14 protein-coding genes are annotated in these 26,286 nt (G+C 37.3%); 8 read left to right on the forward strand and 6 right to left on the reverse strand.

From position 1 onward, the window contains the following. Window positions 1-22 precede the first annotated feature (22 nt). Window positions 23-1,264, reverse strand: a complete 1,242-nt coding sequence (locus AA650_RS02530) for an FG-GAP repeat domain-containing protein (protein WP_053537837.1) — start codon at window positions 1,262-1,264, stop codon at window positions 23-25. A gap of 375 nt (window positions 1,265-1,639) precedes the next feature. Between AA650_RS02530 and AA650_RS02535 the strand changes: the two genes are divergently transcribed. The 6 genes from AA650_RS02535 (at window position 1,640) to AA650_RS02560 (ending at window position 10,061) form a co-directional block, all read left to right on the forward strand. Then, window positions 1,640-2,944 carry an aminopeptidase P N-terminal domain-containing protein gene (locus AA650_RS02535; protein ID WP_053537838.1) on the forward strand — a complete coding sequence of 435 codons (1,305 nt, stop codon included), beginning with the start codon at window positions 1,640-1,642 and terminating at the stop codon, window positions 2,942-2,944. 171 nt (window positions 2,945-3,115) lie between these two features. After that, window positions 3,116-3,958 (forward strand): RNA-guided endonuclease InsQ/TnpB family protein, encoded by an 843-nt coding sequence (locus AA650_RS02540; protein WP_053537839.1) that lies wholly within the window; start codon window positions 3,116-3,118, stop codon window positions 3,956-3,958. A gap of 242 nt (window positions 3,959-4,200) precedes the next feature. Next, window positions 4,201-4,974: a 30S ribosomal protein S2 gene (rpsB, locus tag AA650_RS02545; protein WP_027403785.1), complete on the forward strand. Its 774-nt coding sequence runs from the start codon at window positions 4,201-4,203 to the stop codon at window positions 4,972-4,974. A 221-nt stretch (window positions 4,975-5,195) separates the two neighbouring features. After that, complete coding sequence (tsf, locus tag AA650_RS02550) at window positions 5,196-6,140, forward strand: translation elongation factor Ts (RefSeq protein WP_053537840.1); 945 nt, start codon at window positions 5,196-5,198, stop codon at window positions 6,138-6,140. 262 nt (window positions 6,141-6,402) lie between these two features. Further along, the gene (locus AA650_RS02555) at window positions 6,403-7,278 is read left to right on the forward strand and encodes a hypothetical protein (RefSeq protein WP_053537841.1); all 876 of its coding nucleotides are present in this window, start codon (window positions 6,403-6,405) and stop codon (window positions 7,276-7,278) included. A gap of 332 nt (window positions 7,279-7,610) precedes the next feature. Then, a complete protein-coding gene (locus tag AA650_RS02560) occupies window positions 7,611-10,061 on the forward strand; it encodes a protein kinase domain-containing protein (RefSeq protein ID WP_053537842.1) in 2,451 nt (816 codons plus the stop codon). 81 nt (window positions 10,062-10,142) lie between these two features. On the opposite strand, the gene AA650_RS02565 is transcribed toward AA650_RS02560, so the two are convergent. From AA650_RS02565 to AA650_RS02575, 3 genes are read right to left on the reverse strand one after another with little or no spacing between them, the layout of a single operon-like run. Next, complete coding sequence (locus AA650_RS02565) at window positions 10,143-13,112, reverse strand: CHAT domain-containing protein (protein ID WP_081424116.1); 2,970 nt, start codon at window positions 13,110-13,112, stop codon at window positions 10,143-10,145. Next, entirely contained in the window at window positions 13,064-14,872 is a 1,809-nt protein-coding gene (locus tag AA650_RS02570; protein WP_053537844.1) for a ShlB/FhaC/HecB family hemolysin secretion/activation protein, read from the reverse strand. The genes AA650_RS02565 and AA650_RS02570 overlap by 49 nt, the downstream gene beginning before the upstream one ends. Further along, window positions 14,862-18,350 (reverse strand): two-partner secretion domain-containing protein, encoded by a 3,489-nt coding sequence (locus AA650_RS02575; RefSeq protein ID WP_053537845.1) that lies wholly within the window; start codon window positions 18,348-18,350, stop codon window positions 14,862-14,864. The genes AA650_RS02570 and AA650_RS02575 overlap by 11 nt, the downstream gene beginning before the upstream one ends. 129 nt (window positions 18,351-18,479) lie before the next feature. On the opposite strand from AA650_RS02575, the gene AA650_RS02580 reads away from it, so the two are divergent. Both AA650_RS02580 and recG read left to right on the forward strand, forming a co-directional pair. After that, complete coding sequence (locus AA650_RS02580; protein WP_081424117.1) at window positions 18,480-19,037, forward strand: COP23 domain-containing protein; 558 nt, start codon at window positions 18,480-18,482, stop codon at window positions 19,035-19,037. Window positions 19,038-19,571: 534 nt separating this feature from the next. Beyond that, window positions 19,572-22,037 carry an ATP-dependent DNA helicase RecG gene (gene recG, locus AA650_RS02585; RefSeq protein ID WP_053537847.1) on the forward strand — a complete coding sequence of 822 codons (2,466 nt, stop codon included), beginning with the start codon at window positions 19,572-19,574 and terminating at the stop codon, window positions 22,035-22,037. A gap of 500 nt (window positions 22,038-22,537) precedes the next feature. Here recG and AA650_RS02595 read toward each other — a convergent pair whose 3' ends face one another. Further along, window positions 22,538-23,155 (reverse strand): PIN-like domain-containing protein, encoded by a 618-nt coding sequence (locus AA650_RS02595; RefSeq protein WP_168636296.1) that lies wholly within the window; start codon window positions 23,153-23,155, stop codon window positions 22,538-22,540. Between the two features lie 119 nt (window positions 23,156-23,274). Next, the gene (uvrA, locus tag AA650_RS02600; RefSeq protein WP_053537849.1) at window positions 23,275-26,217 is read right to left on the reverse strand and encodes an excinuclease ABC subunit UvrA; all 2,943 of its coding nucleotides are present in this window, start codon (window positions 26,215-26,217) and stop codon (window positions 23,275-23,277) included. Window positions 26,218-26,286 lie beyond the last annotated feature (69 nt).

A 26,286-nucleotide genomic window follows, 5' to 3' on the forward strand; every position in this document is an offset into this window, starting at 1 on the left:
TGATCATAGATCAATTACCAAATCAACCTGTATACCATTCTGGAGTCAGCTTCTCTGTATCAGCAACAGGAGTTTCAGTCGCTAGAGTTCCATCCATAGTCCAGATTTTATCTGCGGACGTTTGTTGATCACGCCAGTAGATATCAGTCTTACCATCACCATTGAAATCACCTAAAGATGCTGTCAAACCAGGAGTATTGCTAGGTAGGAAAGCTTCAGAACTTACCGCTGTACCATCCATTAACCAAGCAGTATTTGCCCCACTAGTCGCATTGTGCCAGAAGATGTCAGTTTTACCATCGCCATTGAAATCGCCAATTCTCGCACTCCAATCTGTACCCAATGTGCTAACAACACCTTCAGTCACAAAAACGCCATTCATTGTCCAAATCTTATTCTCGCCTGTAGAGGTATTGCGCCACAGAACGTCAGTCTTGAAGTCGCCGTTAAAATCACCAAGAGTAGAAGTCCAAGAAGCATCTTGAGATTGGAGATCATACTTAGTGGCTTGGCTACCATCCATAAACCAAGCGGTATTTGCACCTGTGCTGGAATTGCGCCAGAAGATGTCACTCTTACCATTACCATCAAAATCAACAATGGTAGCAGTCAATCCTGGTGCTGTAGTTTCTAAAACAGTCGCATTAGCTACTTTTGTGCCATCCATTTGCCAAATAGCATTTTCACCAGTAGTGGCATTATTCCAGAAAATATCAGTTTTGCGATCGCCATTAAAATCGCCAATATTCACACTCCAACCTGGATCAACTCGATCTAAAGTCAAGTAACTGGAAACTTTTGCGCCATCCATTAGCACAATCACATTATCACCAGTTGATTTATTCCGTAATAAGAAATCAGTCTTATTATCGCTATTAAAATCAGCAGTTTTGTATTCCCAGGTATTTAAGTCATAGCTACCCAAAGAAGCCTGTTCTAAAACTTGAGTTCCATTCATCAAGCGAACTAAAATTTCACCAGTTTGAGCATTCACCCAAAGTTTATCAGTTTTCCCATCACCATTAAAATCAGGAACAATGGCTGCACTGGTTAAATAAGGATTAGGATTAGGGTTAGCACTGCCGCCAATGGGGATTTGAGCTAATGGATTTGTTGGAACTAATGGATCTGCATTCGCAGATCCAGAAGAACTTCTACCGCTAAAAGATGAAGGATTTAAATCTTCAAGAGGTGATGCTTGCTCGATTTTATTTTGAGCTTGTAAACCGTAATTTCTTGTATCTAAAGATAATTGATCAGGCATGACTTGTTTTTATGAGTAATTAATATCCATTTTTAAGTTGATTTTCATGAAGATTCTGTAAACAACAAACATTTGTTTAATTGTTTTGATTGAATGTCATTATTTATAGACATTTTCATAATGTTCATTAACACTAACTTTTAATTTTTAAAGTAATATCTAAACAATCAAAAAATATTTTATTTTCTGTTTATCAATGTCATAATTTAAAAATGAAATCCTGTTTTGTTGACAATCTCATCCCTAAAAGTCCTCATGGATTGTCAAGGAAATTAAAAATTGGTTAAAATAACTAAAATTAACAATTTTTCTGATAACATTTCTCAGTAGTCTAGAATTGTTAAAGCCAAAAACAACACTATCAATAAATCAACTATGCAAACAGAATATCGGCAACGTCGTGAGCAGTTAATGGCGAAAATAGGCAGTGGTACAGCGATTTTTAGAAGTGCGCCAACAGCAGTAATGCACAACGATGTCGAGTATATTTATCGTCAAGATAGTGATTTCTTTTACTTAACTGGCTTTAATGAAGCCCAAGCAGTCGCAGTATTAGCACCACATCATCCAGAACATCGGTTTATCTTATTTGTCCAACCCAAAGACCGAGAAAAGGAAGTTTGGAGTGGTTATCGTTGTGGAATAGATGCAGCGAAGGAGTTTTATGGTGCAGACGCAGCTTACCCCATTGCGGAGTTAGATGAGAAGTTACCCCAATATTTAGAAAAAGCCAATTGTATTTATTATCATTTAGGACGCGATCGCAATTTCAACGACAAAATTCTCAAACATTATCAAAGTTTACTCCGAACCTATCCTAAACGCGGTACAGGACCCACATCCATTACTGATCCTGGTACTGTCATTAATACCATGCGGTTATATAAAAGCAAAACAGAATTAGACCTAATGCGTCAAGCCGTAGAAATTGCCGTAGAAGCTCACAATCATGCTTTAAAAACCACCGCACCGGGACGTTATGAATATGAAATCCAAGCCGAAATAGAACATATTTTCCGTTTACGGGGTGGCATGGGTCCAGCTTATCCTTCCATAGTCGCATCAGGTAAGAATGCTTGCGTACTGCATTACATAGAAAACAACTGTCAAATGCAAGCCAATGATTTACTCTTGATTGATGCTGGTTGCGCTTATGGTTATTACAATTCTGATATTACCCGCACGTTTCCCGTCAGCGGTAAATTCACACCAGAACAAAAAGCATTATATGAAATAGTATTAGCAGCACAAAAACAGGCAATAGCAGAAGTAAAACCGGGTAATTCCTTCCATGCACCTCATAATGCAGCCGTGCGGATATTGACAGAAGGATTAGTTGAACTGGGTTTACTCAAAGGAGAAATTGACAAATTAATCGCAGAGGAAAAATATAAACCCTTTTATATGCACCGCACCAGTCATTGGTTAGGCTTAGATGTTCATGATGTAGGAGTTTATCAACATGGCGAAAATCCCCAAACCTTACAACCTGGCCAAGTGCTAACCATAGAACCAGGACTTTATATAGTCCCGGACACCAAACCGGCAGAAGACCAACCGGAAATTGACCCCCGTTGGGTAGGGATTGGGATTCGCATTGAAGATGATGTATTAGTTACCGCAGATGGAAATGAGGTTTTAACAGCGGGAGTTCCCAAGGAAATAAAGGATTTAGCTTAACCGACAGAAGCCCCACGACTGACCCGAAGGGCAGCGTGGGATGAATGGCGCGTGAATTAACGACAGTTTTTCGACCAAAGCGACAGCAAGGGAGAAAAACATGGAGGCAATTCACAAATCTTGTGTTATAGTGTGTTACAGTGTTTTATAGTAAATTTCTTTCGCTCTAATATGTTAAAAGTTGTCAAAATCAGATTATATCCAGATGCCCAGCAGCAGCAGTCATTAGCACAAGCTTTTGGCAGTTGTCGTTGGTTATGGAACTATTTTTTGAATTTGATGAATGAAACATATAAAGAAACGGGTAAAGGACTGTCTGGATACGAAGTCAAAAAGATAATTCCTCAGCTAAAGAAAGAACATGAGAAGAACTTAAAAATAAAACAACAGCAATTATCCAGAAAACAAAAAGGCTCTAATAACCGCAATAAAACTAGAAAGAAAGTTGCTAGAGTCCATAGAAAGATAACTAATTGTAGAGAAGATTTTCTCCATAAACTATCTCGTAGGATAGTTAACGAAAACCAAGTTATTGTGGTGGAAAATCTTCATGTTAAAGGCATGATGCAAAATCACTGCCTAGCCAAATCTATTCAACAAGTTGGCTGGGGGATGTTTTGCACCATGCTTAAATACAAAGCAGAAAACGAAGGGAAGATTTATCAAGAAGTTGATAGATTCTTTCCTTCGTCGAAAACTTGTCATGTATGCCTTAATCAAGTGGGTAGTTTGCCACTTGATATAAGATTCTGGACTTGTGAAAAGTGCCAGACTAGACATGATAGAGATATTAATGCAGCAATAAACCTCAGAGATGAGGGACTACGAATTTTGACCTCTGGAACGGGGGATAAAGCGATGAAGTGTGGTCTTGGGGGTTTCCCCCATGAACAACTTCATCAAGAAGCCTGTCGCCCAGAAATAAGTCGCAGTAATAGAGGACGCAAGAAGTCTACTACTGTGCTTTCTGTTGGACAGGAAGCCGACACTGTACCGTCAGGTCAGTGTGGGTAGTTCACAAAATAAATACTAAATTATGCGTAGCACCTGTCACCTGTTATATATTTTCTTTTTGTACATCGGCTTGTGTGTACACCGTACACCTTTTACAAAAAATCCAAGTTCACCACCAAACTCAACATATTTGTGTTACCCTAGTACAGTTGTCTAAAATCCGCACATCTGGGAATTCGGGTGTTTCTTAAATTGAGAAATACACCTAGATGGAGGTTTAACCCGAATAGGAGTAACAAAATATGCCAGTAGTTTCCTTGGCTCAAATGATGGAGTCAGGCGTTCACTTTGGTCATCAGACCAGACGTTGGAACCCCAAAATGGCTCCTTATATCTACACCTCTCGAAATGGTGTACATATCATTGACTTGGTACAAACAGCCCAGTTGATGGATAACGCGTATAACTATATGCGAACCCAGTCAGAGCAAGGTAAAAAATTCCTGTTTGTTGGCACTAAGCGCCAAGCAGCCGGAATTATTGCCCAAGAAGCACTCCGTTGCGGTTCTCACTACATTAACCAACGTTGGTTGGGTGGAATGCTCACCAACTGGGCAACCATTAAAACCAGAGCCGAGCGTCTCAAAGATTTAGAACGGAGAGAAGAAAGCGGCGCACTGGATTTATTACCCAAAAAAGAAGCCTCCATGCTGCGTCGGGAAATGACGAAGCTACAAAAATATTTGGGCGGCATTAAAAATATGCGGAAAGTTCCCGATATCGTGGTTATTGTTGACCAGAAGCGGGAATATAACGCAGTTCAAGAATGCGAAAAATTGGGGATTCCGATTGTGTCCATGTTGGATACCAACTGTGACCCAGACGTTGTAGATATTCCGATCCCAGCCAACGATGACGCAATTAGATCCATTAAACTAATTATCGGTAAATTAGCAGATGCTATCTATGAAGGTCGTCATGGTCAGCTAGAAGCGGAAGAAGACTACGATGATTACGCTGACGAAGACTACGAATATGATGAAAGTGATAGCACTGAGTCAGAAGACGAAGCATAAGCATCTGTGATCGGGATTAAGGCGTACCAAAGAATAAATTAGCCAATTTTTTAGTAGTCTGGCAAATAAGTAGGGGTTTGGCAGTGCTAAACCCCTGAATCTATACTAAAGATTGGGGTATTTTTTTGATTGGAAGTCTCTTAAATGATTTTCAAATGAGTCCTGATCGTCTGATAATCTTGAATAATATTTGTATCTGTCAAGTTAAGAATTGAGGCAATATGGCGGAAATATCTGCAAAACTCGTCCAGGAGCTACGCCAAAAAACCGGTGCTGGCATGATGGACTGCAAAAAGGCACTGAAGGAAAATGAAGGTGATGTCGAGGCGGCTACAACTTGGCTACGGCAAAAAGGTATTGCTAAAGCTGATAAAGGAAGCGCTCGCATTGCCGCAGAAGGTCTAGTAGACACCTACATTCGACCTGATGGACAAGTCGGTGTACTAATAGAGGTAAACTGTCAAACAGACTTTGTTGCCCGCAATGAAGCTTTCAAAGCCTTAGTTAAGAACCTGGCAAAACAAGCTGCAAATGCTGATACTGTTGAGTCTTTATTGGCTCAACCCTATACTGAAAAGTCCAGTGTTACTGTTGATGAATTCATCAAAGAAACAATTGCAACTCTTGGTGAAAATATTCAAGTCCGGCGCTTTGTGAATTTCTCTCTTACCACTGACAAACCAGGAATAGTAGATAGCTATATTCATACTGGTGGTCGTGTTGGTGTACTATTAAAATTAAATTCTCAAACCGATGCAGCCTCTACCAAGGAAGAGTTCCAAAACTTGGCACGGAATGCTGCAATGCAAGTTGCCGCTTGTCCTAACGTCGAGTACATTAGCATAGACCAAATTCCTGTCGAAGTTGTCACCAAAGAAAAAGACATCGAAATGGGTAAGGACGACTTGGGTAATAAGCCAGAGAACATCAAAGAAAAGATTGTTCAAGGTAGAATTGAAAAGCGTCTTAAAGAAATGACTTTACTAGATCAACCTTTTATCCGTGATCAAAGTATTTCGGTAGAAGACTTGGTGAAGCAAGTAGAAAAAATAGTTGGTGAGGGAATTCAAGTCAGTCGCTTTGTGCGTTATGTACTCGGTGAAGGTATTGAAAGGAAAGAAATGAGCTTTGCTGATGAAGTTGCTGCCCAAATTGGTGCTAAGTAATTTTGTTCTTAGAGACTTCTAAATAAAAAAATGTCCCAAAATGTCTTGTGGTGCAAGCATCTTGACTGCTAATAATACAAGGACGGGCAGGATGCCCATCCCACAAGATTGGATACCGTTCGCGGAGGTTTATTAGTGCTTACTGGTGTCAACTTAAGGTAATAAATAACACGCTGTCCTGTGCTTTATATGATGATTATTTATTCAAAATTCTGTATATTTGTACTATATAAAGCAACTGACAACTCACCAGCTTAAACTTATGGCTAGAGCAATTGAACGGATAGAAAAAGATATTACTGACTTAAAAGAGGCAATTAGTGCGATCGCTTACGAACTCAATTTAGCCTATGCTAGATATATACATATACTGGGTTCAGCCTTACAAAAACAATTGATTTTAGCTAGTTATTACCTGTGTACCCAGGGATATCCTGATGAATTTCTGAACTTATCACTAAATCAGCGGCAAAAATTACAACAAGGCATTCGTAAGTTCAGTCAACAAGCCGCTAAAGAATTAATTAGTTATATTCAACCCCCAGAAGCTACCCAAACAGAAGCAGTTATAGAAACTGAAGAACAAGAGAACATTGAAGCAGAAAATGAAGAACATGAAGAAAACGAAGAACATGAAGAAAACGAAGAAAACGAACAACAACCTAAAGCCTTAGATCCTTCTAATCCCATAGAACTAGTTGAATGGCAACAAGATTTAGAAGAAGCAATTCAAGAAACTTTGAAAAAAGTCTCACAAGCAGCTAATATTTTAATCCAAAAAACCGGAGTTCTCCCCAAAAAACTACCAGAACCAATTTTAGTCGCAGCCACCGCTGCTGCTGCTTCCTCAGAGGGTTCTAGTAATATGATACCTAGTCCTCCCAATCTATTAAACTTAGTGATAGAAATTAGTGACGAGGAAGATTCCGAAGATTCTAGCCTGACTCAGATTATGGCTATTCACTTACGACTAGGAGAAATAGAATTTGCTGAAGCGACACTATTGGCAGAACGCAAAGCAATTCGCAATATTTTAATGCAATTGAATAAACTAGGACGAGAATATCAAAAAAGGCAACGAGAACTTAAAATTGCTGAAGCCGAAGCCGCTTGGCGTGCCAGTTGGTTTGAGGATTAGAGTCCTATTAACATTAAATCGGCGGTTGGAAACCGCATCTAGTCCACGCAGGTGGACTTTGTTTGTGTGGTTCCGTGATTTACAATCGCCAGGGCTTGTTTTTAGGATTTATCGGATGGAAAGTAAAAAATGCTGATATTCTGGAAAATGGTATAAATAAGTGTAGTATAATTTATGCAGAAAATTGATTAAAACCTAAAAATAGGTTAAAAGACTCCCAAAACAGCGCCAAGGAGTTTTTTGTTTCTAAAAATACATCAACTTCTATTCGATGTATTCGTATTTAAACTTGCAATTAATTACTTACTTAACAATAACTTGCACTACCCTATATGCCACAACAATACGAACACAAAAATGGGGAAATTATAAAAGGGCGTTATAAAATAATAAATCCTATAGGTTATGGGGGATTTGGTGAGACATATCTAGTAGAAGATACACAGTTACCAGGGTCTTATCGGGTGATAAAATACCTAAGATACCATTCTACAGATCCAAAAACATGGAATACCGTAAGAAAGATGTTCAGCGATGAGGCAGCAATATTGCGTGTATTAGGAAATCATCCACAAATACCACAACTTTATGATGAATTTGAAGAAAATCAAAGATTGTATTTAGTACAAGAATATATTCAAGGTAGGGATTTTAAAAATCAGATTTTCACGGAAACGGATGTTATTAATATTCTTCATGAGGTATTAAAAATATTAAATCACATTCATCATAACAATATTAAAAATGTTAAACATTTAGATATAAAACCAACAAATTTAATGAAGAGAGACCAGGATGGAATGATTTTTCTCATTGATTTTGGTGCAGTTAAAGAAGTTAGTACCTTAACCTTAGAACCTGATGGCATAACAGTTACAACAATACCTGTGTTTTCGCTAGGTTATACGCCCCCAGAACAATTTGCAGGAAGACCACAATTTGCCAGTGATATCTATGCTTTGGGTATGACAGCAATTCAACTTTTAACAGGAGTGAGTCCTCAAGATTTAGAAGAAGATTCTGATAATAAAGTTATATGGAAAAATCTGATTTCCGTTAACCCAAACTTAGCGAGAATCTTAACTAAGATGGTGCGGGTCAGTTTACAAAAACGTTACTCAACAGCTAATGATGTTCTCGTAGATTTAAAACCACTAACTTTCTTGGGTCAAGAATTAATTCAACGCTATAAAATTATTAGCTATTTGGGTGGTAGTGGTTTTAGTCATACATATTTAGCAAATGATACTCGCAGTGCTAGACAAAACCGTCGTTGTATTGTTAAGCAATTTATTCTGACAACCAATAATTCACATATTTTCAACGAAGTAAGATCTCGTTTAGAAACTCTATTTGAATCAACACAAAATTTTGATCGTTACCCACAAGTTTCCAATTTATTAGATCACTTTATAGAGGGAATAACTTTATCTTTAGTTTATGAATTTATAGACGGTGAAAATCTCAGCGACAAAATTAAAACAGGTAAGCATTGGAATGAATCAGAAATTACTGCTTTCTTAACAGATGTTTTAGAATTATTGTCTCCTATCCATCAACAAGGTATTATTCACGGTGATATTAAGCCTTCTAACTTAATTCAACGAACAGAAGATAAAAAATTTATTCTCATTGATTTTTCTAAATTCAAGGAAATTTTTACTTTAGAGTATAGAAATAACAAAATAGTTAAGCAACCAGGGGGAACGGATGGATATATGCCTTTTGAACAAAAAGAAAATCAACCAGAACCCAGTAGTGATATTTATGCTTTAGGGATGACAGCTATTCAACTTTTAACAGGAGTACATCCTCAATCTTTAAAAAGAGATTCGCGTAATGAGGTAATCTTGCCGAATGGAATCCAGATTAACTCTAAATTGGCAAAAATATTAACTAAAATGGTGCGCTTTCATTTAGGAGATCGTTATCAATCTGCACAAGAAGTTTTGAAGGATTTGAAGAGTTTAGGTCGAGGATTCAAACCTCAAAATGGAATTGTGAAATGGTTAAAGAAGGATAAGAAATTATTGTTCATCTTTAGTGTATTTAGTATAGGATTTTTAGCGTATATCGTTTGGAAACTAAACAGACCAGAACCACCAGAAATGACTTTGCTGATAAGTTGTAAGGAAAAAAATGAGCGGGAAAATTATGGTGAAGCTGAAATAGATTGTCAGAAATCCATCAATATCCGTCCATCTAAAGAGGCTTATTTATTAAAAGGAAATGCGCTAAATGGTCAAAAAAAATATACAAAAGCAATCGCAGATTATAATATGTCACAAAAAATAGCAAATGATAAAACTTATATACTTCCTCAAGTTAGCATAGGACAAATCTATAATAATCAAAAAAAATATATAGATGCAGAGAGTGTTTGTGAAAAAGCAACTAATAATAATCAAAATGATTTTAGTGGTTGGTCTTGTTTAGGATATGCTCAAAAAGATTTGCAAGATTATGATAGGGCAAAGGCATCTTTTGAACAGGCTATTCAGTTAAGTTGTTATCCTCAAAATAAAGGTCATCAATCTCCAACAGACCTGAATAAAGGTTGTTCTTTAAACTTATATAATAAAGGTGAAACCTTAATGTACCAAGCCGAACAATTAAATCCATCAGATAAGAATAAAGCCATACAACTTTTAGAAGAAGCTATTAAAGAATTCCAGAAAGCAATTGATAAAGCAGACGAGTATGATAGAAGTAAATTTGAGCCTGGAAAAAAAAAGGCGGAAGAACTTCGTGATCAACTCTTAAAGGAAATTAAAAGTAAATAAGATGAATATGGATAGTTTTGTGAATAAAAAAAGAAGAGGTGTAAGAACTTCTTTTCTAATCACCCTAATTCCTCAATATAGCTAAAGCCAACTACCTATAAGGGTAAAAGCCGCCCAGTAAAAAGGATGTTGATATCCATTTTGTTCCATGAGAGAAATTTGGGCTTCGCGAAGTGCTTTCGCTCTAGTCATTTCTGGATCAGAGTTAGTTAAATTTGCATAGAATTTCTTCATTAACTCTGTTGTACCTTTAGCTGATACAGGCCATAAACTAGCAATGGTACTATTTGCACCGGAACGCAAAGCTACCCCAGCCATACCCAAGGCTGCTTTCTCGTCTCCTGAAGCTGTTTGACAAGCACTTAAAACCAGTAACTCAATATTTTTGTTTCTACTTTTACCTTGGGGGTTGAGTAAATTCTGAAAATCATCTATTTTAATCGTGTTGTCGTCAATATCACTAGTGACAATAAACGTTTGCTCTCGGTTAGAACTGAAAACACCGTGTGTTGATAGGTGTACTACAGTAGGAGAGGATTTCATCTCTATTTGAACATTATGTTTTGTAAATTCTTGGGAACAAATTTCTTTATCATCACAAAGTATTTTTGGACTTATTCTGAGTTTATTCTTTAAATTTTTAATATTTTCTAACTCATCTTTTGTATCTTTGAGTTCAGGAAATTTATTCCCTTGGACTGAAACCTCTTTACTCAAACCAGCCGCTAAAATCTCTATATTTTTTGGTTCAAGTCGTTTTGAGTCTTTGAGTTGTTGACCCACACTTATAGCTATATTATAATCTTCAATTAAATAATTTTCACCATCATGAAGAGCAGCTAAGGGAATGTTTTGGAAAACACGGTCTAGTACAAATACTAAAGTTTCAACTTCAACATTGTTCAAATGATTTTTTTGTTTTAGCGGTTCAATTAACCATTTATATAGTTGTTGAGAAACTTTTAGAAGCTCTTCTTTATTCTCATTAAACTTTTCATTTCTATCTCTATTCTGTTGTTCCAAAGCAGATAATTTTCCATCCTCAACTTGACTATAGATAAGGTCTGCGAATTTTTCGATAGTTTGATTAAAATCTGTTGGCGAATCTTTAATAACTGAATAATGATAAGGAGATTTATTTTTTTGAAAGAGAAGAACCTCTAGTCTATCTTTCAAAAGAATCGGATAAATAACTGCTGCTTTTTCATCAATATTTTCAATTTGTACTAACTTTTCTATTGGTGGTAAACAAGGATCTTGGAGGAAGTTATCTAACTCTGCCAATTGCAGCGATTCCATAACTAAACGAGCTATGTTGAAGGGAATATTTTTTTCAGTTTTTTCTTCCTGAGAACTATATACTGTGGTGATATTATTGATTAATACCAAGTTTAATTTTTTGAAATCAATGTTTTTTACCTCAGCTTGCAATAGTAAATCAATAAATTCTCGATACACGGGTTCGACATTTTGACGAAAAGAAAACTGGTTATCAGCACTATTGACTAAATCTGCTCGCAGTGACTGAAGTATATTCCATGCTTCAGCATAAGATATTAATGCTCCTTCAATATTTTCTGAATCTCTTAAAATGCGTCCTAATTGGTGTCTATTACGATATAGAATTTGCCGATTATCAAAATTCAGATTATTTAACAGCATTAAAGCTTGTTCTGTGAAAATTTTCGCTTGAGAAAGGTTATCAACTCTGTCTTTTTTTGTTAAGTTTTCTTTCTGTGATTGTAGTTCGTATAACTTAGCAAGATGAGTTAAAGCAAGTGCTTCAGCTTGCTGATCTTTAAATGTACGAGCGTTTTGAATAGCTGTTGATAGAAGTTGAGCAATTTCTTGTTCTTGTGGAAGTTTATCGTTTTGAGTATTTTTTCTCCACCGAGTTAAACTTTCTGCAAAATTAATCTTTGCGTATACTAACTCACGAATTATTTGAGGACTTTCAGGTAATTTAACTAAATGATAATTAATAGATTTCCATAAATATTCGATTTGATTATTTAGATCATCTTTTAATTCAGTCCAAGTATATGGTTGATATCTTTGACTTTTATTAAATTGTTCATTCCACCATTCTTGTATATCTAATAATAGACTGAGTTGATTTAGTTCTGCTTGAATTCCTGTTATGGAGTTAGTATGATTATTTGCTGCTTGGTTATAATCTTTTTTAGCTTTATTATAATGTCCAAATGCTTCATAATATGATTTTATATCTATATATTCATTGTTAGTACATTTGATTTTATTTTTGATTTTATTTTCATCATGTAGATTAAATTCATTATTACACTGTTCACTAAGAATAAACTCAATTTGCGAAGTATAATTTAACTTATCTCGCTCTCTATTACCAATAGCTCTTTCTATATTTCCTAAACCAATAAATATTGCACTTTGCTGATCTGGGTATTGTTGTGCTGCTATTTTACTAATTTCTAAAAAAAGTTGTTGAGAAAGTTCTAATTGTCCAAATTTTTGGAATGTTTCACCTAAAAGCCGCAAACCAATGACTTTATTTAGAGAATCTGGTTGTAATTCTAGATTTTTGATAGTTTTTTCGATATTTTTTTTATCAATACTTTTATCACTACTCTTTAACTGCTCACATTTGAAGTCAACAATATTAAACACTTGTAATAGTTGACTACAAGTTTCAGGATACAAAGCCAAGGATTGCAAAGCTTTGGCTTTATTAATAAGATTTCTATTTTTGCCTTCTTCGTCTTTACCATAAGCATCTGCTGCTTGTTGCCAGATTTTGGCTGCTTCAGAAAAGTTGCCAATATCATAGTATTTTTTCCCTTGCTGTTCTAAATTCAAGCTATTAGATACTTGAGAAATAAGAACCGAAGTTGGTTTTATTTTTATTTCAGTTCCTGTCACTTTATTAGCAGAGAAAATAGGAAAAATCAAGGTTGAAATTAGCGTTAATAATGCCAAGAAAAATGTTGTTAATTTGCGACGATATTTCCACATAAATATTGGTTTTAGAAGAGGTTGTACTGCATGGAAAAATAAACACCGTTGTCTTGCCATGTTCTATCTATTGAATTAATTTTAACTAAAGGAATGCCATAATCTAAACGAGCTTTTAATTTTTCGCCCATTTGCCACTGTAAACCTAAACCTAAAGAAGCTAGGGTATTAGAATCAGGATTTGGTTTACTAGAGCTATTCCAAGTAGTTCCAACATTAATGAATGGAATTAATTGTAAAATATTTTCTCCATTATTGGTATTGTAAATCGGTAATTGAAAATCCGCAGAACTAAAAAATCCATTATCACTAAAAATAGCATCTTGACGATAACCCCGCCCGTTGAAAACACCACCTAATGTAAATTGCTCCAAAGGTAAAAGTGATCTAGTTGCTAATTGTAAATCAGAACGAAGTAAAATTTTTGGTTTCAGTTTGGGATTATCAGTTTGAGAACCAAGTGAGTGTAACCATAGTAATTGTCCTCTCCATGCAAAAGAGCGACTATCAGGTGCTTGATTATTAATTGTTGCACCAAATGTTCCCACACCTAAACTAAATTGAGAACGAGCAATAAAGACTTGCTGCAAACTTTTCCGGTTCCATTCTTGAAAGAATCGCAATGCAGAAATTCGCGTGCTTCCTTGTGCGTCTGCTCCTACAGATATAGGAAAGTTTACTCCTAATAGAGAACTATTACTTTCCTTTCTATTTAGTGTGAAACCAAGTGCTAATTCTTCTCTAAATTCTTGATTAGCTTTCTCGATTATGGGTTGACGTAAAGTAAGTTCAAAATTGCGAGAATTTGATTTAATATCTAATTCATCAAATGGGTGTTCAATGATGGTACTTTCGGTGTTGCTATAACTAAAACCAATAGTTCCATTGCGGGGATTAATTGGTATGGTGTAATTGGCATTTATGGCGTTGCTACCATCGGTATTATTATAAGCTAGATTCAGACTATCTCCTAATCCAGTTAAGTTGGATTCTTCTATTTCTAAACCGCGCCGAAAACTGCCAATACTAGGATTTCTACTATTATCAGCAATGATTTTAATATTGTCAGTGTTTGCTTCTTCTATTTTAATTTTCAGTAAATTAGTGCCAGGAATTGTCCCCGCAGATAATTCCGCAGAAAGACTTTTAATTAAAGGATTTAATTGTAGAAATTGTAAAGCTTGTTTTAAATTGCGGATATTTAGAGGTTTTCCGGTGGCTAAATTCAAACGCGATCGCACATAACTATCATGCAAAAAGTTTTTACTGTTCTCATCTCGACTAATACGAATTTCTTCTAAACTTCCTTCAACAATCTGGATTGTGATATCACAACTGTGAGAAGTTTGTTCTGGTTTCACCAAACAACCTGTTAAGGTTTGTGCTGGAATATAAGCACCGGAAGTAACATATCCTTCTTCAGCGTAAAGATTAGTAATTTTAGCAGCAGCTTGTAATAATTCCGTAAAAGTAATATCTTTATTAGTAAATTCCTGCAACTCCTTCGCTAATCTTTTATCACTAAATACTGATTTCGTATTACCAACAAACTCAAATTTATTAACCTGAATACTTCCAGAAACATCGAAATTTTGTTCTGGTTTATTGGCATCTGGGGGTAAAATTTCCTTGAGTTCTTCTGGAGAAAGTAACGGTTTAAGTTTAGATGGGAGTTCAGGGATAGTAGGATTAACTGGAATTTGAGTAGGAGGGATATTTTGCGATCGCACTGAAAAAAATATCCCATCCACAGCCAAAAATCCCAGATTTAGCACTAACAACTCAGATAAAAAAGCAAGGCTACGATATTTAATGGACATGACAATTAGCAGAGGGTATTTGAGAACTCTGACCTGGTAAATTTGCTGTATTAGCAATTAAGATCAGTTCACCTTTGTGATTAACTCCCCACCCCGTCGCCGGTTGTGGTAACTGTACTGAAGTTATAGAATTATGATCTGATGACAATTTTGATGAACTTACCCTCACCGTTTCACTACTGAGTGGTTCTGTGGGATCAGGTGGTAGTCCACCACGTCCAGTAATAATAAATTGACTGCGGTTTTGTCCTTTTTCCGAAGCACAAGCTGAAGCTACCTGATTTTCAGGACTAAGAAATTTTTCAGGGGGAGCAATTAACCCTTGAGTCGGTTGAATATCAGGAGTATTTATTAACACATTGCCACTAAATTGCGCTCCCTGTGCAGAACTGGCAGTAATCGCATTTGGAAGGGAGAAAATTCCTTTGGTTGTAATTTGCACATTACCACCTTGTCTACCAGCATCAGCGCTAATGCTACTATTTTCTAGAATAGCCAGGGTATCTGCGGTGATTTTGATGTTTCCTCCATCCCCATTTTCCCCAGCAGTCGTGGAGATTTGAGAGTTACCCCTTAGTTGCAAAGAATCCCGAACTTCTAAGGTAATGTTAGCGCCGCTACCCTGCACCGTTGCACCAATAATTGAGCCATCTTGCAATCTAATTCCATTGGCTTTTGTAACTAAGTTTCCTGCTATTCCTGCACCTTTGGCAGTTACTGATACTTCTGCACCATCTCGCACAGTTAACAAGTCAGTGTTAATTTCTAAGTTACCACCTGCACCCGTAGCTTCATTGTCTGCAATATTTGGTCTGATCTCTCCAGACAACGCAAACAATCCACTGGGAAATGTGCGTGTTTCGGTCTGACCATTGCGGAGCAGTTGCACCTTACCTATACCACTCAGTTCAATTTCTTTGGCATTAACAATCAAGTTACCTCCCTTGCCTCCAGGGATGCCATTTTCACCCTTACCACGAGTGGATACGGAAATTCTGGCACCATCTTTAACTATCAGTAGAGATGTATTCACAGTTAAAGATCCACCGTCTTTAATCCCTTCAGTAGCAGCAAATAAACCACTGCGGCTGAAAATGGTACTATTAGGAATAGCACTAGCTCCAATGAGTTCTATAGACTCTGTAGCATTGACAGTGAGGTTTCCTGAACGCCCTGCTCCAAAAGCTGTTACAGAAACATCTGCTCCATCACTCACTCTTAACTGTTTGGTATCAATCTTGATGTCGCCTGAGTCTCCTGTAGCACGAGAGTCAGTAGCTAAGGTGCTAAACTTCTGACTAACAGTTGATGCTCCAGCGATATTTATGGTATCAGCTTGTACAGTAATATTTCCGCCCTTGCCTACACCTAAAGTGGCTGCTGATAATCCCGCTCCATTGCTAATATTTAACTGACTAGTTTCAATCTTGATATTTCCCCCATTACCTGTAGCATCAGTTTCTTTAATATTGGGTCTTTCTTCTCCAGACAAAGCAAACAAACCACTGATAAATCTACCATCAGCGCTCGTACCACTGAGGTCTATCATTGCTGCATTTACGGTTAAGAGACCTCCCTTACCTCCGGTGATACCGTCTTTTCCTGCACCGCGAGTAGAAACTGATACCCGCGCACCATCTAGCACCTGTAACAGAGGAGTATTAATTGTGATATTACCACCGTCTCCAATGCCTTCGGTAGCAGCAAAAAAACCACTGCGACTGAAAATGGTACTATTAGGAATAGCACTAGCTCCAATGAGTTCTATAGACTCTGTAGCATTGACAGTGAGGTTTCCTGAACGCCCTGCTCCAAAAGCTGTTACAGAAACATCTGCTCCATCACTCACTCTTAACTGTTTGGTATCAATCTTGATGTCTCCTGAGTTTCCTGTAGCATGAGAGTCAGTAGCTAAGGTGCTAAACTTCTGACTAATAGTTGATGCTCCAGTGATATTTATGGTATCAGCTTGTACAGTAATATTTCCGCCCTTGCCCACACCTAAAGTGGCTGCTGATAATCCCGCTCCATTGCTAATATTTAACTGACTAGTTTCAATCTTGATATTTCCCCCATTACCTGTAGCATCAGTTTCTTTAATATTGGGTCTTTCTTCTCCAGACAAAGCAAACAAACCACTGATAAATCTACCATCAGCGCTCGTACCACTGAGGTCTATCATTGCTGCATTTACGGTTAAGAGACCTCCCTTACCTCCGGTGATACCGTCTTTTCCTGCACCGCGAGTAGAAACTGATACCCGCGCACCATCTAGCACCTGTAACAGAGGAGTATTAATTGTGATATTACCACCGTCTCCAATGCCTTCGGTAGCAGCAAAAAAACCACTGCGACTGAAAATGGTACTATTAGGAATAGATACAGTCCCAATCAGTTCTATGGACTCAGAAGCATTGACGGTGAGGTTTCCTCCCTTCCCTGAGTCAACTGTCTTCACCGACACATCACCACCCTCTTTGGTAATTAACCTGTTGGTTGTAATTTCTATGTTTCCAGAATTGCCACTTCCTGTTGATGTCGCAGCAATTGTACTGAAGATTTGACCGTTTGCCGATGCACCACTAACTTCGACTTTGTTAGCTTGGATAGTAACTTGACCACCATTTGCTGTAGTAGAAGTATTTGCTGAGATTGCAGAGCCATTTGTCACTGTTAAATCGTTGGCTCGAATAGAAATATCCCCACCATTATCAGCACTTACCTTAGACTCAGTTAGTAGTTGAATGTTACCAAAATTATTTATACCGTCATATCCTAAAGACCAACCATTGGCTGTGGGATGCAAACTCACTAGACTTTCACCACTAACACTACCTAGTTCAACTCGTCCCTGTGATGCAGCCAATTTACCACTTTCTAAGCTAATATCCCCACCAACTAAAGCGATGGTTTTTCCAGATGATACTTGCAGATTAGCAGAACGATTAATAATGCTTGCAGGCATTCCGGGAAATTGCAATCCCAAAGGCATGGTTATACTCAATAGAGATGTACTTTGAGGATTAATAGCACTAAATTCACCACCGTCAGTAAATTTGAGACTATTAGCTGTACTTACTACAAAAGAACCGCCTATATCTAGAGTAGAATTACGACCAAAAATAATTCCGTTAGGATTGAGTAAAAATAAATTAGCATTACCATCAGCCTTGAGTAACCCATCAATATTAGAAATTGATTTACCTGTCACTCTTGTGACTATATTTTGAATATTTAAAGAATTATTAAAATATGCGCTTTCACCAGTACCAACCGAAAATTCCTGAAAACTGTGAAATAAATTACTGCCAGCAACAGTTCCCCCATTAATGACTTTTGTATTTCCTTGAGATGTAACCGCTGAATTAACTGATAGAGTTTGATCGGGAATGATTTGCGCTCTGGTGGGGTTTGTGACAGCAAGCAAGCACAAAGGGAGACAGCCAACAACCCAGTATGGTAAATAATTTAGTCTCATTTAATACTATATAGCCAAAGGATAGCGATAACAGAACTAGTATTGATATTTACTACAAATAGTAGACAATAGTCAAATAATTCGCTATATTTCTTATAAATACCAATTTAGTTACACTACATAAGCTATATGACACTTAAAAAATCATTGTTCATGGGTTTGACGATGGTAGTGATGCCTACAGCGATCGCACTTACAGCTACCCCAACCTTTAGTCAGTCCAATCCTACGAGTAAAGACTTATTTCAATGTGGCAAAATTGAAGGTAAACGAACCACCTTTGCTTATAATTCCAAAACAACGAAAAAAATACCGCTAATTCACTGGGATAGCAAGTATATCGAATCAAAGGATATTAAGGGAGATTGTGACAATGCAGCCAATAAATTCAACGAATATTACAATAAAGGACTAAATTTTAATATAGTAGTTGATGGCAATCAATCCAATCGTCCAATATCAATTTGCTTGGCTAAAGCTGTGGACGGTAATTGCGGTTCAGGAGAAAAATTGTTTTCGGTCAAATCAGAAGCTAAGGAAAATTTAGACAAAAATTTAGCTCAAATTGTAGATGCTAAGTTAGCTAAATTTAAGCAAAAGGATTTAAGCGATGTTGTTAAAGGATACAGACAAATGTTTTACCCCGAAATTCAACCAAGACCATTCTGGCAGAAAATATTTTCTTAGAGTTTGGTTGAAAAGTCTAATTTATTACTCAGCGACTAGCAATCACAGTTATACTTGAGAAGGTCATAACTTGCGTTTTTACATCTATATATCCCCTTTAAGCAAAGGCTCAAATTGTGACTTTGCGAAGTATACACAGACAAAACCCATCTTCGTAGGTTAATCTCGTTCCCAGTCTCTGACTAGGAATGCTATCACAGAGGCTCTTCCTCTGCTATCATTGAAGGCAGAGCTTTCTAGAATTCATTCCCATACAGAGTATGGGAACGAGAAAAACCTATATTTTTAGCGGATGTTCTGACCTAGATCGATAGGTTTTATTATATTTGCTCAAAAGTGCTATACTTGCGCTGGACTTTCTCTATTATTTTTAATGGATATTTTTTATCAAAACATGATATATATTTTGTCTTATTATATTTTCTATCTATTGTCAATAGTCATGAACCTATAATTAAAAGTGTACTGAATTATATAAGCGTAGACTAGATAAACGAGAATAAAAGAGGAATTTTAGTATTTTGGAGATGTTTAATGACTAATGAAATACCCGATTGGATAAGATTAAATAAAGCCTTGGCGTTTGAGGCAGAAAAAGGCTTTATAGATTTAATAGGTAAGCAGTATCGCTTTAGTGAATTTCTGTGTTTGACTTTTGGTAATTTCCCAACTGCCTTACCACCAAAAGAAAGACCCCGCTGGCATCAAGTAGGAATGGAATTTGCCAACTATCCAAATTTAACATTACCAGAAAGACAACACTTAGTAGCAGAAATTAGAAGATATCTAAATCAACTTCAACAAGAACTAGAAACAGAAGAAACCAAAATAAATTACGAATCTAAAAACCAACATCCCACCACGCCAATTGTTGCCGAAATTAGTAAAAAATTAGCACCAACACTGGATAAAAAACTTAGAGATTTACCAGAAATTGGCATTAAAAAATCTGATAGTTTAGCGCGGTTGGATTTACATACTGTTCGGAATTTATTGTTTTATTATCCTCGTGATCATATTGATTATGCCCGTCAGGTGAATATTAGTGAATTAGAAGGGGGGGAAACAGTAACTATCATAGCGACCGTCAAAAGATTTAATTTTTTCACCAGTCCTAAAAATAAGAAGTTATCAATTTTAGAATTAATTTTAAAAGACAATACCGGACAAATTAAAGTTACCCGTTTTTACGCAGGTGCGCGTTTTAGTAGTCGTGGTTGGCAAGAAAGTTTAAAACGCAACTATCCTGTAGGTAGTATGTTGGCAGCTTGTGGATTAGTCAAAGGTGGTAAATATGGTTTAACTTTGGATAATCCAGAATTAGAAGTTTTGGCAAATCCAGGAGATCCTATTGATTCTTTAACTATTGGGCGAGTTGTCCCTATTTATGCCTTGACCGAAGGAGTAATGGCTAATACAGTCAGACAGGCTGTAATGACGGCTTTAACAGCAGCAGTGAATTTAAAAGATCCTTTGCCTAAAGGTTTACGAGAAAAATATGCTTTGATGGAATTGAAAGAGGCAATTCCTAATATTCATTTTCCCAAAGATAGTGACTCTTTAAAAATTGCCCGTCGTCGGTTAGTATTTGATGAATTTTTCTACTTACAACTTGGCTTACTGCAACGGCAAAAAAAAGCGCGAGAAATTCAAACCAGTGCCATACTTGCACCCACAGGCAAATTATTAGAACAATTCGACGAAATTCTCCCTTTTCAATTAACCGGCGCACAACAGAGAGTTGTGAATGAAATTCTCACCGATTTACAAAAACCTGTAGCTATGAATCGCTTAGTCCAAGGTGATGTTGGTTCAGGGAAAACTGTTGTTGCTGTTATTGCTATTTTGGCAGCAATTCAATCAGGTTATCAAGCGGCGTTAATGGCTCCTACGGAAGTATTAGCAGAACAACATTATCGTAAATTAGTAAGTTGGTTTAATCTCCTCCATTTACCAGTCGAATTATTAACAGGTTCGACAAAAGTAGCTAAAAGAAGAGAAATTCATTCCCAGTTAGAAACAGGTGAATTACCTTTATTGGTAGGAACACACGCCTTAATTCAAGATAAAGTTAATTTTCAACGTTTGGGTTTGGTTGTCATAGATGAACAGCATCGGTTTGGTGTACAACAAAGAGCAAAGTTACAGCAAAAAGGCGAACAACCTCATGTTTTAACGATGACGGCTACACCCATTCCTCGCACATTAGCATTAACTGTACATGGGGATTTAGATGTTAGTCAAATTGATGAATTACCACCAGGAAGACAACAAATTAAAACCACGATGTTAAGTGGACAACAACGTCCCCAAGCTTATGATTTAATCCGCCGAGAAGTTGCCCAAGGTAGACAAGTTTATATAGTTTTACCTTTGGTAGAAGAATCAGAAAAATTAGATTTGCGTTCGGCTGTAGATGAACATCAGAAGTTACAAGAAAGTGTGTTTCCTGATTTTCAAGTTGGGTTATTGCATGGACGCATGACTTCAGCCGAAAAAGAAGAAGCAATTAATAAATTTCGTGATAATGAAACTCAAATCATTGTTTCTACGACTGTGATTGAGGTGGGCGTGGATGTACCTAATGCCACCGTTATGCTGATTGAACACGCGGAAAGATTCGGTTTATCACAATTGCACCAATTGCGGGGGCGAGTGGGACGGGGTGCGGCGCAATCCTATTGTTTATTAATGAGTAGTACCAGAAGCCCTGATGCTCAACAACGTTTGAAGGTGTTGGAACAGTCCCAAGATGGGTTTTTTATCTCGGAAATGGATATGCGGTTTCGCGGTCCTGGGGAGGTGATGGGAACTCGTCAATCTGGTGTAGCAGATTTTACTTTAGCTAGTTTGGTGGAAGATGAGGACATTTTGCTGTTAGCGCGACAAGCAGCAGAAAAAGTGATTGATATGGATGCAAGTTTGGCGCGTTGGCCATTAATGCAGGATGAGTTAAGGTATAGGTATGAGCGGTTAATGGGGGGAGCAATTTTGACGTAATTTTCTTAGAGGATGTTTTATAAATCCTTGATCATGTATCCAAAATCAGTAGTGGTAAATATGTCGTGAAATCTCATATTTTCTAACTTAAATTATTCGTTTGTAGCTGTTGAAAGTTCTTAATGTTGGGTTTCCTTGCGTCAACCCAACCTACAGATAAGGGGATATTTTTGGCTTTTTATGGGAGAATAGGTAAAAGGGAAAAAGTAGCGAAACTCAGAATTGCTAATAATAGCTGGAGTTTTTTGCGGGTAAATAAATTATTTTTAGTCATATATTTTCCCGTTGATATTGAGGGTGGGTAGTAATTGAACCACGAAGACGCAAAGGACACGAAGGAAGAGGGAGGAAGAAGGAAAAGGGATTAAGAGTTTTTAAATTTTAGGTTCATCTATTCTAATTCTGCTAGTTTTTCTTCCACAAGACTTTGTACTTTTTGTAGGGTTATAAGTTTGTCATAAGCTCGTAATGTGCTAATAGGAGTAATATCAAATTTATCTTCATTTAACTTGAATCGTTTTAGTTCTATTTTGAGCCAAGCTTGCTCTTCTTTTATAACTTGCAGTTTTCTTTGTAGTTCTCCTTTTGTATACATAGACAAGCTTTGTGCTGTGGTAAATATTTGCAATTCTATATCCGACCTTACCATTTATAATGGCTATTAATTGATTCCACAGTTCATCATTTTCTTGAAAATCAGGATGTTCTTGCTTTGCAGCTTGTAAATCATCTTTTGTTTTAGTAATAGCTCCTTCAATTTCTTCGATAATTTGCTTTATATCAATAAAAGGATGCCTTTTATACTTCTTGAATAGCTGCTCTTTTAATGAGCCTATAGTTAGATTCTTCTCTAAAATAATTTCGATGTCTTTATAAGCTAATGACTGATCAGATATTACGGTTAAGCGATTCTTATGAATCTCGTAAACTACCTGATGTGGAATCCAAATTCTTTCTTGAAGCTTTTGGAGAATATCAAACAATCTTTTTCTTGTTTTAGGAGAGTAACGATAAATATGTAATAAAACATTTGTATCAAAAGAAAAAACACATTCCTTCCATAGTTCAGTAAACTCTTCTTTTGTAGGCTGATAATAGCCAGGGAATAAATCACGCATAATATATGCTTAAAGTGTAATTTGTATAAATACAACTATAACACGTAACTGAAAAAGAGGAACTCCCAGCAAAGTCCTCTCTTCGTACTCTTTCCTCTGCCTCTTTGCATGAGAAAAAATCACCCCACTGCTGGATATTGTGCTAATACCTGCTGTAAATATTGACCAGTATAAGAACGCGGATTTTTTGCCACTTCTTCTGGCGTTCCCGCAGCAATCAGTTCTCCGCCTTTATCTCCTCCTTCTGGTCCTAAATCTATCACCCAATCAGAACAACGAATTACATCTAAATTATGTTCAATCACTAAAATTGAATTGCCTTTATCTACCAATCTTTGTAAAACGTCCAACAATTTGTGGACATCATAAAAAGATAAACCTGTGGTGGGTTCATCAATTAAATAAAGTGTTTTTCCTGTGGCACGTCGAGATAATTCTGTGGCTAATTTCACCCGTTGTGCTTCTCCACCGGATAAGGTTGTGGCTGGTTGTCCTAATTGCACGTAACCCAAACCAACATCAAATAGAGTTTGTAATCTAGTTACGGCTTTGGGAATGTTTTGACAAAAATCTAATGCTTCTTCAACGGTCATATTCAAAACATCAGAAATTGATTTATCTTTATATTTAACTTGGAGAGTTTCCCGGTTATATCTCGCACCTTTGCAAATTTCACATTGCACATAAACGTCAGGTAAAAAGTTCATTTCGATAACGTTTACACCTTGTCCACTACAAGCTTCGCAACGTCCACCTTTGACATTAAAAGAAAATTGTCCAGGTTTGTAACCTCTAGTTTTGGCTTCTACGGTTTGGGAAAAGACATCACGAATAATATCGAAAACTCCGGTGTAAGTTGCAGGGTTAGAACGGGGAGTTCTCCCAATGGGTGATTGGTCAATGACAATGGCTTTATCAACGCAGTTTAAACCCTTGATTTCATCCATGTCTTTGGGTGCGGGAGCTTTTTTCAGTAAATGATGTTGTAAGGCTGGATAAAGTAATTCGTTAATTAAGGTAGATTTTCCTGAACCAGAAACACCTGTAACGGAGACAAGTTTTCCCAAGGGAATTTCTACATCTATATTTTGTAAGTTGTTACGATGGGCATTTCTAATAGTTAAGGCGCGGCCATTTCCTTCTCGTCTTTTAGCTGGGGTAGTGATCACTCTTCTTCCTGATAGGTAAGCACCAGTTAAAGATGCTTCTGCGTTGAGTAAATCCTCAAAACTGCCTTGGGAAATAATATTTCCCCCATGAATTCCTGCACCGGGACCAATATCAACTATATAGTTAGCAGCGCGGATAGTTTCTTCATCATGTTCCACAACTATTAAGGTATTTCCTAAGTCGCGTAATTTGGTTAATGTTTTGAGTAATTTTCCGTTATCTCTTTGATGTAACCCAATGCTTGGTTCATCTAAAACGTAAAGAACTCCTGTTAGTCCTGAACCGATTTGTGTGGCTAATCGAATGCGTTGGGCTTCTCCACCTGATAATGTCATGGCGGGACGATCTAAGGTGAGATAATCTAAGCCAACATCTAATAAAAATTGTAATCTGGCTTTAACTTCTCTGAGAACTAAATCAGCTATTTGAGTTTGTCTAGCACTCAATTTTAATTTTTCGATTCTTTCCCGACATTCCCGAATGGAAACACTGGTAAAATCTAAAATCCCATATTGTCCCAACTTCACAGCTAAGGCTTCGGGTTTTAATCTTTTCCCACCACAAACTTCACAGGGTTGGTCAATTAAATATTCTTCTAATTTCTGTTTAACTAACTCCGTTCCCCCTTCATACTGTCTTTGTAAAATGGGAATTACACCCTTAAAACTCTGCGACCTCTGCGCCTCTGTGGTTCGTTTCTCTTCCCCATACAAGACAACTTTTTGCTGTTCCGGTGTCAACTTCCCCCATTGAGTTTGTAACTCAAAGCCATAATTCAACCCCACAGCATATAACAACTCCAAATAATAGGAGTTTTCCTTTTCTGACCAAGGAGCGATCGCTGCATACATGGGCGAATCTGGATTAGGGACAACCAATTCCGGGGAAAATCTTCTTAAAGTCCCAATCCCATGACAATGGGGACAAGCACCATAAGGGGAATTAAAAGAAAACAATCGGGGCGATAATTCTTCCATTACCGCACCATGTTCGGGACAAGCAAAGTTTTCCGAAAATACCATTTCTGTGGGTAATTCTTGTGCGGAAATACCTTGATTTTCTGCCTCAGTTGCTATATACTTACTATCAGGTCGCTCTAGCGCCATCTTATCCAATGTATCTTTTAATACCTCAATTGTGGCAATTCCGTTAGATTGCTTAAGACAAGTTGCTAGAGAATCTACCAAACGCTCTTGAATACCATCTTTCTTAACTAATCTGTCAATAACCAGTTCTATAGTATGTGTGTTATTTTTATCTAACTCAATGGAATCTGATAGCTCTCGCACCTCTCCATTTACCCGAATGCGGACAAATCCTTGGGCGGCTAAACCAGAAATTAATTTACGGTGAGTTCCCTTTTTTCCCCGGACTACAGGGGCTAAAATTTGGAAGCGGGTACGGTCGGGAAGTTCCATGATGCGATCGCACATCTGGTCAATGGTCTGAGGGGCAATAGAGCGATCGCACATGGGACAATGAGGTTCACCCGCCCGACCATACAACAATCGCAAATAATCATAAATTTCCGTCACCGTCCCCACAGTTGAACGGGGATTATGGGAAGTTGATTTTTGGTCAATGGAAATTGCCGGACTTAAACCTTCAATTGCTTCAACGTCGGGTTTATCCAACTGTCCCAAAAATTGCCGAGCATAGGCACTGAGAGATTCCACATAACGGCGTTGACCTTCGGCGAAAATGGTATCGAACGCCAAAGAAGACTTACCCGAACCAGAAACGCCAGTAAAGACAATCAGGCGATCGCGGGGTAATTCCAAATCAATATTTTTCAGATTATGCTGCCTAGCACCCCGAATGCGGATAGTATTTTGGCTATTGTGAGCGTTTGGAAGCACATCGTTTAAAGAAGCAGCTAGGTTTTCTGACATATTGACAGGCTAAGGAAAGGTTACACAGTGAAACAATCCTTAATAATACTATCTTTACTCAGGTTATAG

The sequence above is a fragment of the Anabaena sp. WA102 genome, from assembly GCF_001277295.1.
GTDB lineage: Bacteria > Cyanobacteriota > Cyanobacteriia > Cyanobacteriales > Nostocaceae > Dolichospermum > Dolichospermum heterosporum.